The sequence below is a fragment of the Pedobacter sp. SL55 genome (genome assembly GCF_026625705.1).
Taxonomy (GTDB): domain Bacteria; phylum Bacteroidota; class Bacteroidia; order Sphingobacteriales; family Sphingobacteriaceae; genus Pedobacter.
Genome location: NZ_CP113059.1, coordinates 112037 through 128397, shown reverse-complemented (window position 1 = coordinate 128397; position 16361 = coordinate 112037). Strand labels below are relative to the sequence as shown.

Here is a 16361-nt window from a genome sequence, read left to right as displayed (position 1 = left end):
GAGCAATTTAAAATGTAAATCATGAAAAGCTTTTCCTTATCTATCTTAAGTTTTCAGTTTGTTAAAATGACTATTAATAAATATGTACTGTTTTTTAACTGTTTATTTAAGTACATTCGTTTGATAACGGCTGTTTTTTTGATGTTTTTGAGTTTTTTTGCGAGAGCACAAAACATTGCCAACCCAGATTTTGAGATATTTAATCTGCCCTGTCCTAGTGCTCAATCTCAGTTTAATGGAAAAGTTACAAGCTGGACTACATTTACTACAGTGGGTAGCGGCACACCAGATTATTTCAATAGCTGCGGTACTTATAACTTGGCCTCTTATTCTCCTCCTATTTTAGCTAACAGCGGAAACGGGTTTGCGGGTATTTATTTAGAAACTAATAGTTCATCCGGATTTAGCGATTATAAAGAATACTTTACCACTCAACTTTCTGCACCATTAGTAGCAGGTGTAACTTACGCCTTTTCATTTTATACCGCACATTTGATAGGAGCCCCGCTACCTGGTTCTGCACCTGGTGCTTTAGGTTATTTAGATTTACCAGATGCAGAGCAAGGTTATTTGGGTGCTGTATTTTCTACAGTGGCACCTGCATTAACTAACACAGGTAATGGCAGTGGTGGTAACCCTAGATATAATTCAATTAGGGATGATTTTGGTTCAGGGAGGGCATTAGTTCCAAAGGCAAATACAGCGGTTTATGGAGTTGCTAGCCAAAATAATTGGGTAAAGGTTACTTTGTACTACACTGCAGTAGGAGGAGAACAATATATGACTATTGGACAATTCCGACCTGGTGGCACCAGTTTGCCTGTTAATTATTCTAGCTATTATTTGTTTGATAATTTTTCTACATCTTTAGTGCCAAACACCACACTAACCAAAAGTGTTTCGCCGGCAACTATCCCTTCTGGTGGTACGGCTACTTATACGTTTACACTTAATAATACTGCTGTTGGAAATGTAGCGCAAACGGGTTTAACTTTTACAGACAACCTGCCTAGTGGTTTACGTTTAGCGGCAAATCCAAATGTGGTAGTTACAGGCTTAACAGGTGGTACGGTAAGTGCAGTAAGCGGTGGTAATTCTATTATAGTTTCGGGCTATAACCAAGCTGCTAATTCTACAGCTACCATTACGGTTGATGTTACCAACATGCCTGGGCAGGGAAACCTAAGCTGTGGAAGTAACCCAGCTGCGTTTACCAATACAGCAGCAAATATCTCGAGTTTAAGTGCAAATATCACTAACAATGTAGGTGATGTTTGTTTGGTGGTCTCGCCAATGCCGTTTACCTGTAATTCTGATATTTTTTTAATACAAGATGCAAATACAGCCTTGTATGGTGTAGTTACCTCAACTAATCCGTTCACGTTCCCTATCATAGGGTCTCCGGCAGGTTATCAATACAATGCTTCGGGTGTCAATCCCTTAGATGGTTACATGTATGCCATGAAAACATTCAGCAATAATTTGCTTAGGATAGATGCTTCGGGTGCGATTACAGATATGGGCGTAGTTACTGGCCTTCCGGCGGCAACGGGTACAACCAATTATAATAGTGGAGAAATAGATCATTTGGGTAATTACTATATTAAATCCGTAGGCTCAAATTCCACGCTGTATCGTGTAAATATCAATACACGGGTAGCCACAGCAATAAGTTTAAGTCAAGCCACAGATCCTTCGGACATTGCCTATAGCATTTCTACTGGATTGTTATACGGGGTTGGTACCAACGGTAGATTGTTCTCTATTAACCCTTCTGGAGGTACGGTAACCTTTATCGGCACATCGCCGGGTGCGGCTGTTTTCGGCGCACTCTTCGGATCAAGTACGGGGCATATTTATGGGATTAACAATGCCGGAGACTTCTATGAATTTGATTTAACAAATGGCTCGCGTACGGTCATCTCTAGTGCCCCTTCTAGCAGTAACAACGATGGTGCGCACTGTGTAACTGCACCCATTACTTTCCAAGCTGATCTCTCGGTAACGCAAACAGATGGCGAGAGTACGTATACGCCAGGCACCAACAAATCCTATACCGTTGTGGTAACCAATAATGGCCCTTTCGGTGTGCTCAATGCAAATCTCATCAACAGTTTGCCATCGGGTATACCCAACGCAAATATGAGCTATACTGCGGTAGCTTCAAATGGAAGTGTTACTTCGATAAGTGGAACGCAAACTGGGCCTATAAATGATTTGATATCTCTTGCCGTAAATGGAACCATCACATACAACATCACCATTGCCGTTCCTGCATCGTTTACGGGCGACTTGGTAAATACCGCCTCGGTAACCCCGCCAACAAATATTACCGATGCAAATTTATCAAATAATCAGGCAACCGATACCAATGTTTCTTCTTGTAGCGCAGGCGTAGATTCTGACGGAGATGGTATCGGTGATTTTTGTGATTTAGATGATGATAACGATGGTATTTTAGACTCTGAAGAATGTGGAGGTGTCAATAAGATTTCGAATGGTGTTTTTCCAACTTCTGGGGGAGATACGGATACCTACCCAGGGTGGACAATCGGAGGAACTTACGGTGGGGCATGGCCTTCTAGTATTGGAAGGGTTAACTTCAACAGTAGAGGGCTCGAATTTAAAAGAGATGCCAATACCATCACCACTTTTAGTCAAAACCTAACGGGCGTTTTTAGCTATAATAATGCCACCATCAATTTAAATGCTCTTTATTGGTATAAAACCTTGAACGGAAATTCTGCTGATTCAGAAGGTATACTTACCGTTTCATACGCTGGTGTCATTTATGCAACCATCAATACAACAGTTGGAAATACACCAACTATCACGGGAAATAACGGCGCAATGGTAAACATTACCACGCTGCCCGCAATTACCACAAATGGTGCTTATTCTACGCCAACAAATCTTAGTATAACATTGCCCAAGTCTATTCCTTCTAGCGGCGAATTCTTACTTACTTTTACGGCGGGATCTAATAGTAGCAGGGTAAGAGATATCGGTATGGCATCAATTTCCTTTTCAGGCTGTGCAGATACCGATGGTGATGGCATCCCCGATTATTTAGATTTAGATTCTGATAACGATGGCTGTGTAGATGCAAGAGAAGGTAACGAAGGCGTAAGAGACGAAATGCTAACGGCTGCCAGCGGAACCTTGTCGGTAGGAACCGGCTCTGCTGCCAGTAATCAAAATCTAGGCAACACGGTAGATAGCCAAGGTGTACCTACCATTGTTAATGCTGGCGGCAGTGCCGATGTAGGCGCAGATCAAGGGCAGGGCATAGGAGCGTCGAAAAACGCTGCGGTAAATTTTTGTGTGCTTAACGCTCCTGGCGGGGTAGCTGGGCCAGATTTTTGGGTAAAATCTGATGATGCGGGAACCATCGCCACGGCGTGGAAAGACCATTCTGCTAATGAGAATAATATCCCCAACGTTGGTGCGGTGGTGCTCTCACCTGCCGACAGAGCGCACAACTTCCATCCCTACACTACAGGTTATACTACCACAAAGTATTTTTATAACACCACATCGTTAATGAACCCTTTGGGTAACGTGGAGCTACCCAATACCAATACTTCCATTTTCTCGGCAGTAAGGCCTACTACGGTAAATGGAACTGGCCGTATTACTGGGATTGATGACGAGGCAAATGCGGCTGAACCTGGCATTTCAATCAATGCTGGAAGACCGAGGCACTATGAGTTCACTAACAGCGTAACACAAACAGAGTTCTCCTCAACATTTAATACTGGTGTTTCTAATGTTTTTTCGGCGATAGCCAATAATTCCATTGCCAATGGCGGAACTTCAGCGTCGTCTGGAGGAGAAAAAATCTTAGGCCTTAACGGAACTTACGAAACCACTTCGTTTACAGGAACTAACAAATTCCAAATTCTTGGGCGCCATTTAAGAATAGGCTATGCCACTTTCAATGTGAACGGCCCTTTTCCTGGCGACATTATGGAAGTAGTGTGGTACAAGCGTGCCTTAACTGCCAACGAGCAATCGAGGGTAAACACTTACCTTGCCGTAAAAAATGGTACTACCTTAAATGAGAATTACCTTTCTACAGCAAGCAACGTAGTATGGGACAGAACGCTCAACACAGGCTACAATAACAATATCTTCGGCATTGCCAGAGACAATATTACCGCCTTGCACCAGAAACAGGCGGGTAGTACAAATAATGCCCAGCAGTTGGTAATTTCTACCACGGGCCTTGCCGATAACAATGCTGCCAATAGCACTGGCTTAACTAACGATATGCAGTATCTTATGACCGGAGATAATGGGCTTAAGCAAAGCTTGCTTGTTCCATTAACTTATACTGCAGGTAGCAACGGCCAAACCAATTACCGTTTCGAATCGATCTGGAAAGTGCAGAACTCTGGAAGTGTAGGCACCGTAACTGTGGCATGGCCAAAAGGCGTAAATAACCTTTATTTGGTACAATCTCCAGATGCTGCATTTGATGAAACCGATACTTTTACACCAATGGCTACAGAAGTTACCGTAAATGGCACAGCGTACAATACTGCCAATGTAACCCTAAGCAATGGCCAGTTTTTTACCTTTGCAGGCTTTGTTCAAGCTCCTGGTGGGGTAGCAGGACCCGATTTTTGGGTAAAATCGGATGATGCCGGGACTATTGCCACGGCATGGAAAGACCATTCTGCTAATCAAGATGATATTCCCAACGAAGGGGGAATGACACTTTCTAGCGCTAATAGGGCACATAACTTCCATCCTTACACTAGCGGATATTCCAATACAAAATACTTTTACAATACCAACAGTCTACTCAATTTTACCAATACTTTTACCGATCCATCCATGAGGAGTTCGGTGTCTATCTTCTCGGCAGTAAGACCAACAACCACCAACGGAACAGGTCGTATTACCGGTATTGACGATGATGTTAGCGCAGCTGAACCCGGTGTTTCTATCAGTTCTGGGCGACCTTACATCTATAAATATTATGGAAATGGCGGTGCACAAGCAAATAACAATATCATGAGTGTGGCCAATACAATGATAGCAAATGAAAGTGCGGTGTTCTCTGCAATTCAAGATCAGGCACTTAATGTTGGAAGGGGAGAAAGAAGGTTGGGATTAGATGGAACCTATGAGAGTTTTAATTTAGGGGCAACTACAAATACCTTCAATGTACTTGGTCGTCACCTAAGAATAGGTTATGCTACTTGGGATGTTGGTGGCGCTTTCCCGGGCGATATTATGGAAGTGGTGTGGTACAAACGTGCTTTAACCGAAAATGAGCAATCGAGGGTAAACACTTACCTTGCCGTAAAAAATGGTACTACCTTAAATGAGAATTACCTTTCTACAGCGGGCAACGTAGTATGGAACAGAACGCTCAACACTGGATATAACAACAACATATTTGGTATTGCCAGAGATAATACGACAGCCTTGCACCAGAAACAGGCTGGTAGTACAAACAATGGCCAGCAGTTGGTAATTTCTACCACGGGCCTTGCCGATAACAATGCTGCCAATAGCACCGGCTTAACTAACGATATGCAGTATCTTATGACCGGAGATAATGGTCTTAGGCAGAGCTTGCTTGTTCCATTAACTTATACTGCAGGTAGCAATGGCGCAACCAATTACCGTTTCGAATCGATCTGGAAAGTGCAGAACTCTGGAAGTGTAGGCACCGTAACTGTGGCATGGCCTAAAGGTATAAGAAACCTTTATCTAGTGCAATCTCCAGATGCAGCCTTTGACGGGACCGACACTTATACCCCAATGGCTACAGAAGTTACCGTAAATGGTACAGCGTATAATACTGCCAATGTAACCTTGGCAGATGGCCAGTTCTTTACCTTTGCAGGCTTTGTTCATGCTCCAGGTGGCGTGTTAGCAGGTCTGGAGGCTTGGCATAGAGCAGATACTTTTGTTTATACAGACGCTGGTACAACATTGGCAACTTCTGGACAAACAATAGAACGTTGGGATGAATTTAATAACTCTGGGATTAACTTTAGTCAGCCAACAGCTGCCAGAAGGCCAATTTACACGCCAGATGTAATGCTTAATTTCAACCCTTCGGTAAGGTTTACACGTTCATCAACCCAATGGTTGTCTTATACTTTCCCTACTTCTACACCAAAAACATCAGGTACCCTTTATTTTACAGGAAAGGATAATGCCGTTGGATATGGTTCTGGAATTTTGGGTATGGAAGAATCGATGGATTATCCGGGCTGGCATAGAATGGCTACTAATAATTATTTAATGTACCATGTTAATTTTACCCCTACTTTATCTAACCCAATTGCCAGCCAAATTCCAAATATATTAGGCGCTTCATGGCTAAATGGAGCAGGAAGCACCGCTTCTAACCTACTGTTTGGCACAAGATATAACGGCTTTGCCGAATCATTCAATACCGTTAGCAATATTAGCCTCAGTACTAATCATTATCGTGTGGGGCAAGATACAAACTATGGTGCTTATGATGGGAATATAGGTGAAACCATCTATTATAGTAGAGATTTAGGGACTAACGAAAAAGATAGGGTAGATAGTTATATGGCCATTAAGTATGGTGTAACTTTGCGGGCCAGTAATTTTGGGACAGGTACTTTTAACTATCTATCGTCTTTAGCTGCTGTAATATGGAATGGAACCAGTAATGCCACATATCACAACAACGTATTTGGTATAGCTAACGATTTTACCTCGGCATTGCATCAGAAACAATCAAAAAGTGCCAATCCAAATCAAAAATTAATTATAGGGGCAGGAAGCACTTTATTTAATACCAATACATTAAATACCAATAGTTTAACAGACGGGCAATTCTTGATGGTAGGTGATAACGGCCTTAAACAAAGTTTACTTGTTCCGTTGGCTTATACAGCTGGTACCAACGGTACAGCCAACTACCGTTTTGAGTCGATCTGGAAAGTACAGAACTCGGGAAGTGTAGGTACGGTAACGGTGGCTTGGCCTAAAGGAGTAAAAAATCTTTATCTGGTGCAATCTCCAGATGCTGCTTTTGACGGAACCGATACCTTTACCCCAATGGCTACAGAAGTTACCGTAAACGGAACGGTGTACAATACCGCCAATGTAACCATGTCAGATGGTCAGTACTTTACCTTTGCAGGTTTCGGAAACGCTCCGGCAGGAGTTGTTACAGGCTTATCTTACTGGTACAGGGCCGATGTTGACGCCACGAATACAGGTGCTGCAACAGACGTAACCGCTTGGAAAGATGTATGGAATGGAACTACCGTTGCACAGTTGGGAGCCAATGCACTTCCTAAATATGCAGTGGGCACGTCGTCTTATTTCAATTTTAATCCAGGCATTAATTTTACGGCCGGAACACAAACCTTGGGAAATATAGCAGTGCGTACATTAACGAGTTTAGACTATGATGTGTTTACCTTCACTAAAGAAGGTTTAGCTTCTGGAGGGGCAAACCCAAGGTTGTTTAGCGTTGGTATGGATAATACTACCACGGGTATTTCAAATTGGGACGCTTTTGGTGTTTTTCCTAACAATTCAAATTTAGAAAGAAGAGTTTATAATGGGGGTACACAATTTCCTGCGGTAGCACCTGCTTTTGATGTTAACATTCCAAGTATCATGTATTTTAAAAATACCAATACCAATACAAGTAAGGGGCTTAACGGAGCTGTTTTGCAAACGCCAACAGCTTATGTGGCTGTAAATGAACAGTTCGGAGGGCACATGTTCGGGAGCACAATTTTTTCTAGCAACGGTAGTGATAATGCCGGATTTATAGGACACATTGGAGAAACCATTGTATATGGCGCCGGAACGCTTACAACAACCGAACGCAGAAGAGTAGACTCTTATCTTGCCATTAAATATGGTATTACTTTAGGCCAGATAAATACAGATCACTACCTTGGTGCTGATGGAACAGCTGTATGGAACGGCGCAACCAACACAACCTATAACAATAACGTTTTTGGTATGGCCAGAGAAGACGTAGGACTTTTCGACCAAAAAGTATCAAGAAGTGTAAATGCCGGTACCATACTTACGGTAGCAACAACTAACGATTTTGTAAATCCTAACAATAACGGTTCGCGTACTAGTTTTACTAACGACAAAACTTATTTCCTATTGGGAGATAATAACATTGCTACAACTACCTTAAGCAGTATTACAATAAGTGGCTATACAGGTGTTTCGCGTATTCCAAGAACATGGTTGGCACAACGTACCAATACCAGCGGTACTATGTACTTTGAGTCGAACCTTTCTTCTTACGGAAGTAGTTTTGGAAATGGAGAACAAGTAAAAATGATTGTTGCAGATGATGCAGCATTTACAACTAATGTGCAAATTGTTGATGGTGTCTACAATACTGCAACCGCAAAATGGGTACACAGTTACAACTTTGACTCTGGAAATGCAAATAGATACATTACCTACGCAACAGTGGCAAAAACTCCTTTCCCTTGTGATAATACAGCCTATCTTTTAAAAAGTAATCAGATATTTAGGCATAACTTAGCTACAGGTGCAACAAATGCAACCCCAGTGGCAAGTTTTACAGGCTTATCAAATGGTCTTGGCTTTAGCCCAATTGATAATACCTTATGGTTATTGGTTACACAAGCTCCTTTGGCTACAAATAGGGCTAAATTAACTAGGGTTGATGGAGCAGGCGTAGTCACTACATTTGATATTCCTAACTTGGCTACGGCATTAGGCATAAACCCAACAATTGCCGACATAACGCCTACAGGTTATTTTGTGGCGAAAGTAAGTTCTGCAAACACCGGAGCAGTGGGAGCAGGAGTAGCTGGTTCTACCGACGGAGATAACTACGTAGTAATTGACATAAATCCTTCAAGACCAGCCACCTATCTTCAAATTGTAGATCCAGCTAATTCTTATGCGTTGGCAACAGCGCCATATTTTAAAGAAACCGTGGGGAACACAGCAATTGGTGTGGCCGATTTTACTTATAATCCTGGTGATGGTTTATTTTATGGTATAAATAATGTAGGTAATTTAGCAACATTAAATATTGTAACAGGTGTTTATACTGTAGGCAATGCACTAGTTTTATCTAATGGAGCAGCTTTACCAGTATCAGCAACATATACATCTACTTTTATAAATGCTGCTGGTTCTTTATATACCATAGATGGTAACGGCAACACCTATCGCGTCAATATTCCTTCTGGCAATGCAGCACTAATTTCTAATGCTGGAACAATTAGTAATGGCGATGGAGCGAGTTGCCCAACTGCAGCCTTATCTCACACTATTTTAGGTAATGTATTTAACGATACAAATGGTTTAACCGATGGTATTGTAAATGGAAGCGGAACCAATGTATCTAATACCTTAAATGCCATACTATATAACAATACAACAGGCGCTGTAGCGGCAGTAAATGCTGTGGCAGCAAATGGAAATTTTGCTTTTGGAGCAATCCCAGGTAACTCTTACACAATTTACGTAACCACCAGCACCGCAACAGTAGGCCAAACGGCTGTGCCAGTATTGGCCTTACCTACAGCATATAATTATGTGGGCGAAAATAATTGCATCAATGTTGCTGGTTGTGCCGGAAATGACGGAACGGCTAATGGAATATTGTCATTGGGTGTAGTAAATGCAGATATTTCTCAAGCAAATTTTGGTATAAATGCTTGTACCCAACCAGGCACATTTGATGCAGCAGGTTTGCCAAGTACCACAGGTATTTCTGATCTAGTAGGTTTCACAGGTGGCACTACAGGGTGGCCTGCCAATGTGCCAAACGGACACGTGGTTATCGAATCAAAAAGTAAAGGTTTTGTAATTACCAGAGTAAGCTCTTCGGCAGCAATAGTTAATCCGGTAGAAGGTATGTTAATCTATGATATTGCAGCTGCCTGCGTTAAGTTATACAACGGTACGGCTTGGAAGTGCTTAGCAAAAGATTGTTTATAAAATATAAATCTGAAAAATGATGAAAAGAATTTTAACAGCAATGATGATAAGTTTGGGTGCTTACGCAAGTGCCAACGCCCAAACAGCTATAGATAAAAAAACAGCAGAGAGCTCCTCAGTTCTAGATTTTGCTGCTGGTACTACCAAAGGCATTATCTTGCCTGCAGTAGAAACCTTACCAACTACGCCAGCCAATGGCACATTTTTATTTGATAAGATTGCCAAAATCGTAAAAATGTACCAAAATGGAGCTTGGGTAAATCTTTCGGGCGTGGGAGATATTGCCGGTACAGTACCTATTGCGCCATACAGCGGCACTGTAGATAATGGGAAACAAACCGTAATAGGAGCTAGGTCTACAACGGCAGATGGTGTGTTGGTACTCGAATCTACCGACAAAGCCCTGGTTTTGCCAAAAATCTCAAATCCACATTTGAATGTAAAAAGCCCTTATCCAGGAATGATGTGCTACGACACCAATAGGAAAGCGCTGGCTGTGTTTGATGGTAAAGTTTGGAATTATTGGAAGTAGAATTGGGTTAAGCAAATCTTTAAGCAACCTCCTGAAACTAAATAATATGTTTATAATAAACAGGGATACTTTGCCAAAAAACTTGCAGAAGCTTAAACTACCGAGTGTTTTCGTATAACCAGTGTGGAGAGGGAATTTAACAGGGATAGGATGAAGATCAAAAAGAATAAAAATGAATAAACTACTACTAGTATTGTTGTTTTGGATTGGAGCCCACTTGAGTTACGGGCAGTCATCTACTTATATTAACGACAACTTTGATATCAACGCTGGCGTTCCCGTAACTTGGTATGGAGATGTAACCTTTGGCCCAAATGCAGTAGTGTATATAGAAGATGGTGCTACAGCAATTTTCTACGGCAAAAACATGACAGTAGAACCAGGTGCCACCTTTATAGCTTTGCCAAGCAATTCACAAACCGGTACTGGTGTATTCATTTTTCGTGGTAACAACCCACTCCATAGTAACTACCCGCTACAGCAAACGCTTAATGGTGGGTACACAAGTGGTATTCATCCTACACTTCCAAATATCGAGATTGATAATGCGGCGGGTTTATCGTTAACCGGAAACAGTAGAATAAGCAATAACGTTAAATTTACTGCTGGGCACTTGTACCTCAACAACTTTAATTTAGTATTAGATAACGATGCAACTTTTTCTGGCTACGATGTAACCAAACACGTAGTTACTAATGGTACTGGAGTTGTAGTTAAAGAAAATCTTGCCAACGGCAGTAGTTTTCTTTTTCCAGTTAGTATTGCAGGCGTAGACTATACGCCGGCAACAGTATTAAATCAGGCAGTTGCCAGAAATATCATTGTACAAGTAAAAGATTACACTAATAGTGTGGCTACAGAAACCTCTTTTGCTACCAGAGGTATAGATAGAACCTGGCAAATTAGCAGCAGTATTATTGGTGCTGCCAATGTAATTTTACAACATAACTCGGCAACCAATGCCAATGGCACTGGTACCAATGAGAGTGCGTTTAACAATAATCTATCTTTTGTGAGCCAGCAGCTCTCTACAGGGGTATGGAGCAGCAGTTGTAGCGGTAACGATGGAGGCAGTCCTATCAGTATTAACACTGGCAGCAACTTAGTGCTACCAGCCACCGCAGATGCTACGGCCTACTTTACCAAGCAATCTGTAAATTGTGCCGATTTGTTTGTTACTAAAACAGTAAATAGTGTAAGTCCGTTGGTGGGCTCTACAGTAACCTTTACCATTACTGCCCGTAACAATGGGGTAGTAGATGCTACGGGTGTAACCGTAAACGAACTATTGCCAAACGGTTACAGCTACATCAGCTCAACGGTATCTGTTGGAACTTACAACAACCTAACGGGAATTTGGACTGTGGGCAATCTTGCCAATGGGGCCAGCGCTACACTAACAGTAACAGCAAGTATTAACGGCAGTGGCAGTTATGCCAATACTGCTACCATTTCAGGCGCACAAACCGATCCAGACCCAATTAATAACAGTGCTACGGTAACACCAGTTCCGGGAGCCTTACAAGCTAATTTGGGGGTAACCAAAACCGCAAGTAGCATGGCCCCTGTAATTGGAACTAACTTAGAATTTAATATAGCCATAAGTAACCAAGGGCCTAATAACGCTACAGGGGTACGGGTAACTGAGCAACTGCCTAGCGGTTATAGCTTTGTAAGCTCGGTGCAAACTGTTGGCGCATACAATAGTAGCACAGGTATTTGGGATATAGGCAATTTGGCTAATGGCGCTACCGCTACACTAACGGTTACGGCTAGGGTGTTGGCTACTGGCAGTTATGCCAATACCGCTACTATTACAGGTAACGAGATAGATCCCGTTCTTGGCAACAACACCTCTGCTGTTACACCTATACCAAATGCTGCACAGGTAGATTTGGCCATTACCAAAACCGCAACAATGGGTGGCATACATATTGGGCAAGAGTTTGAATATGTGCTTACCGTGCGTAACCTAAGTGCTTACCTAGCCACGGGTGTAATTGCTACAGATGTACTACCTGCCGAACTGGGTTATGTTTTAGCCAACAATAGCTATGGTACGGTAACCTATAATAATGGCACCAACACGGTGTCTTGGAACATCGGTAACCTTGCTGCTGGTGCCAGCGTAGAAATTACCATTCGTGTAAAAGCACTTAAAGCTGGATTGGTAAGAAATACCGCAACCGTAGCAGGTACAGAAACTGATACCAATTTAACCAACAATAGCGCTACACACAGCAAAGAGCTTTTGGGCCTTCAAATTCCCAATGTAATTACTCCAGATGGCGATGGTAGAAACGACACTTTTAAAATACCGGGAATAGAAGCCTATCCAGAAAATACGCTTATGATCTATAACAGATGGGGCAACGAAGTTTGGAAAAGTACAGGAATGACCTACCGTAACGAGTGGGATGGAAGAGGTCTTAACGGTGGTACGTATTATTATGTATTGAGGTTAAAAACTGCTGCATCGAGCTGGCAAACTTTAACGGGTTGGGTAACTTTATTGAAAGATTAGACGTAAATTTTAGCATTATCATGAAAAAAAGCGCAATCATATTATTACTGCTGGGCATTACTTTTACAAGCAGGGCACAGCAAGATGCACAATATAGTCAGTACATGTTCAATGGAATTTACATTAATCCCGCCTATGCGGGATATAAAGAAGAGTTGAACTTGCATAGCTTTTACCGCAACCAGTGGACGGGTATCAAGGGCGCCCCAAAAAGTGCTTCATTAGCAGTTGATGCGATAGCCAATGATGGTAATGTTGGGCTTGCCTTACAGTTAGCCTCTGATAAGCTTGGCCCACAAAATACGCTGGCGGGTTATGCAAGCTATGCCTACTGCATTAAGGGTAAGCAGCAGCGACCCTAGCGCCAGGTTAGCGCTAGGTTTGGGCATTGGCATCGTACAAAATACAATAGATGGTAACCTGTTCGAAGCTATAGACGGTTATGATGGGCGTATTCCGGTGGGTATAGAGCGCAGTTTGCTGCCTGATGCAAGAACTGGTATTTTTTTCTCAACCAATCGTTGGTATGCAGGCTTTTCGGTAGATAACCTAATTGCGCAATACATGGCTAAAAAGAGCAGAGAAATTGTATTTTTTCCAGTGCAAAAACCCCACTATTACCTAACGGCAGGTATGATGGTACCCATTAACGAAAATATACAACTCAAACCATCATTTTTATTGAAAGATGATAGGGGCGGACCAAGCAGTTTAGATGTAAATGCTTTTTTGTTATTGGCTGATAGGGTTTGGCTTGGTGGTAGCTACCGAACAGCAATTAAACTATATGATAAATCTTACTTGCAACGCGATCTATCCAAACGTAATGCCATTGTGGGTATGGTAGAGTTTTTTGCCACGCCACAACTACGTTTAGGCTATGCTTACGATAGGGCAACGGGTAGTCTTTCTGGAGTTAGCGGCGGTACGCATGAGATTTCGGTAGGGTTTTATATCAAACCTAAACAGGTAAGAATGATGTCGCAACGATATTTCTAAACCAATATCTAAAAGCAAACAACAAAAAAACAACCAACGAAAAACAAAACAATCATGAAGAAAAACGTAATGTTATTGGTAATTGGCTTTACGCTGTTGCTTGTTAGTGGGCAGCTAAAGGCACAGTATGTGCTCAAAGAGGCCAATGAGCAGTTTGAACTATATAACTACGAAAAGGCAATAGCGCTTTATACAGCGGCTTACCAGAAAAAAAAGAGCTTGCTCGCAACTGAGCGTTTGGCCGAGAGTTACAAGCAACTGAGAGATTTTAAGCAAGCGGCCAGCTGGTACGCCCTGCTTACACAAACAGAAGGGGCTAAACCCGAAGCCTTTAAAGATTATGGAGACATGTTGCGCAACACCTCAAAATATAGTGAGGCTAAGGTACAGTATGCCAAGTACGCATCTCTGCTAAGCAAGGCTACTCCCGAGCAGTTGGGGCAAATCGCTAAATGGCAGCAATCTTGCGATTCTGCACAGTTGTGGATGGCTAATCCCAAAAGAATAGGTATAGATAACCAACAGGCGCTCAACAGTGCCCAATCTGATTGGGCTGCTGTAAGCTATCAAAATGGAGTGGTATTTACTTCTGATAGAACAGATATCCCGCAGGATAAGGTAAGTACCAGTCGTCCGTTTTTAAAATTTGATAGCGACAAGCTTCCCGATAGGAAGACCTACGGATGGACCGGTAATAGTTACTTGAGATTATACCAACAAGATGCAGATGGCAAGATCAGCCAGTTCCCCCTAAAAACAGGCTCAAATTATCACGTAGGTTCGGCAAGTTTTAGTGCCGACCAAAAAGAAGTGTATTTTACATTAACCCGCATACCCGAAAAAATCCAAAAAGTAAAAGGAAGCCCTAGTACCATTAACATAGAGATTTATAGTAGTAAAATGGGCGCAAGTGGCTGGAGCGAGCCAATCCCATTTAAGTATAACAACATTCAAGAGTGGTCGGTAGGCGATCCTTATTTAACTAATGATGGCAGTACCTTATACTTTGTTTCTAACAAGCCTGGAGGTAAAGGTGGTACAGATATCTATTACTGTAGTCGCAATGCAGATGGTAGTTGGGGCGATGCCGTAAATTTACAAGAGGTAAACACCGTAGGTAACGAGCGTTCGCCTGTATCTCAAAATGGGATTTTTTACTTTGCTACAGATGGTAATATAGGTATGGGCGGGCTGGATATCTTTAAAACCAAGCTAAAGAGCGGTGTAGTAGAGAACATGGGCTATCCAATAAATTCCCCACAAGATGATTTTGCTTTCCAGATGTTAGGTGTAGATAATGGTTATCTCTCCTCTAACAGAGATGGTGGAGCTGGACAAGATGATATTTATAGTTTCATGGTGCGCCAGTTAAAACTGTTGGTTCGTGGCAAGGTGTTTAACCAAGAAACTAAAGCGCCTTTGCGTGATGCGGTGGTAAGTTTAACTAGAGCTAATGGTAGCCCAATGTTAGCACAAACCGATGCCGATGGCAACTTTAAGTTTAACTTAGAAGAAGAAAAAGATTATGAGCTATTGGCAGATAAAACCAACTTTAGAACGGCGACTGCAAAGATCAATGCTAAAGGTTTATCTGAAAGCAGTGTTATTGAACAAGACCTTTACTTAACACCTATCGTAATTAACAAGCCTATCCGTATAGAAAACATTTATTATGATTTTGATAAATCAAACATCAGGAAAGATGCAGCTGTAGAGTTAGATAAGTTGGTAGCCATTATGAAAGAAAATCCAACCATTTGGATAGAGCTTGGCTCGCATACAGATAGCAGAGGAAAAGACCAATACAACCAATGGTTATCGCAAAGTAGAGCAAATTCTGCGGTACAATATATCATAGATAGAGGAATTGATAAAAGCAGAATTACGGCCAAAGGTTACGGCGAAAGTGTACCAGTTAATAAATGTACCAACGGTGTAAAATGTAGCGAGGCAGATCATCAGCTGAATAGAAGAACAGAGTTTAAGATTATAAAGCAATAGCGTTTTTAGCAGTTCTCTGCTAATCTCAATCCGATAGAATCATAACATTCTTTGCAAAAGCTCAATGTCATTATTCACATTGGGCTTTTGCTTGTAACAATTTAATTTTAAGCAATCATTAACTTATAGCTAAAGAAATTTCAAAGTATAATTAACGTGAGTTATGGGTCTTAATCTTCGCTAACCGACCCTGACCTGTAGCAAAGCGGAAAGCTACGCAGTAAAATAAATTCAGGGTGACGGTATGGGCGGTTCGTCATGCTGAATTTATTTCAGCATCAGCTTTTAGGTCCATTTTTTAAAATCACATTTTCGAAATAAACATCTAACTTATTGATAAAC

General features: G+C 41.8%; 6 protein-coding genes. All 6 read left to right on the top strand.

Features of this window, described 5'->3' with window-relative positions; genetic code table 11:
* Window positions 1-21: 21 nt before the first annotated feature.
* The 6 genes from OVA16_RS00570 to OVA16_RS00545 all read left to right on the top strand — a co-directional run bounded on the left by OVA16_RS00570 (window position 22) and on the right by OVA16_RS00545 (window position 16019).
* The gene (locus tag OVA16_RS00570; RefSeq protein WP_267762975.1) at window positions 22-9963 is read left to right on the top strand and encodes a beta strand repeat-containing protein; all 9942 of its coding nucleotides are present in this window, start codon (window positions 22-24) and stop codon (window positions 9961-9963) included.
* A gap of 16 nt (window positions 9964-9979) precedes the next feature.
* Window positions 9980-10495 carry a hypothetical protein gene (locus OVA16_RS00565; RefSeq protein ID WP_267762974.1) on the top strand — a complete coding sequence of 172 codons (516 nt, stop codon included), beginning with the start codon at window positions 9980-9982 and terminating at the stop codon, window positions 10493-10495.
* 172 nt (window positions 10496-10667) lie between these two features.
* Window positions 10668-13019, top strand: a complete 2352-nt coding sequence (locus tag OVA16_RS00560; protein ID WP_267762972.1) for a gliding motility-associated C-terminal domain-containing protein — start codon at window positions 10668-10670, stop codon at window positions 13017-13019.
* Between the two features lie 20 nt (window positions 13020-13039).
* Window positions 13040-13381, top strand: a complete 342-nt coding sequence (locus OVA16_RS00555) for a PorP/SprF family type IX secretion system membrane protein (protein WP_267762970.1) — start codon at window positions 13040-13042, stop codon at window positions 13379-13381.
* Window positions 13344-14018: a PorP/SprF family type IX secretion system membrane protein gene (locus OVA16_RS00550; RefSeq protein WP_267762969.1), complete on the top strand. Its 675-nt coding sequence runs from the start codon at window positions 13344-13346 to the stop codon at window positions 14016-14018. Before OVA16_RS00555 ends, OVA16_RS00550 begins: the two co-directional genes overlap by 38 nt.
* A gap of 54 nt (window positions 14019-14072) precedes the next feature.
* Window positions 14073-16019 carry an OmpA family protein gene (locus OVA16_RS00545; protein ID WP_267762968.1) on the top strand — a complete coding sequence of 649 codons (1947 nt, stop codon included), beginning with the start codon at window positions 14073-14075 and terminating at the stop codon, window positions 16017-16019.
* The last annotated feature ends 342 nt before the right edge of the window (window positions 16020-16361 follow it).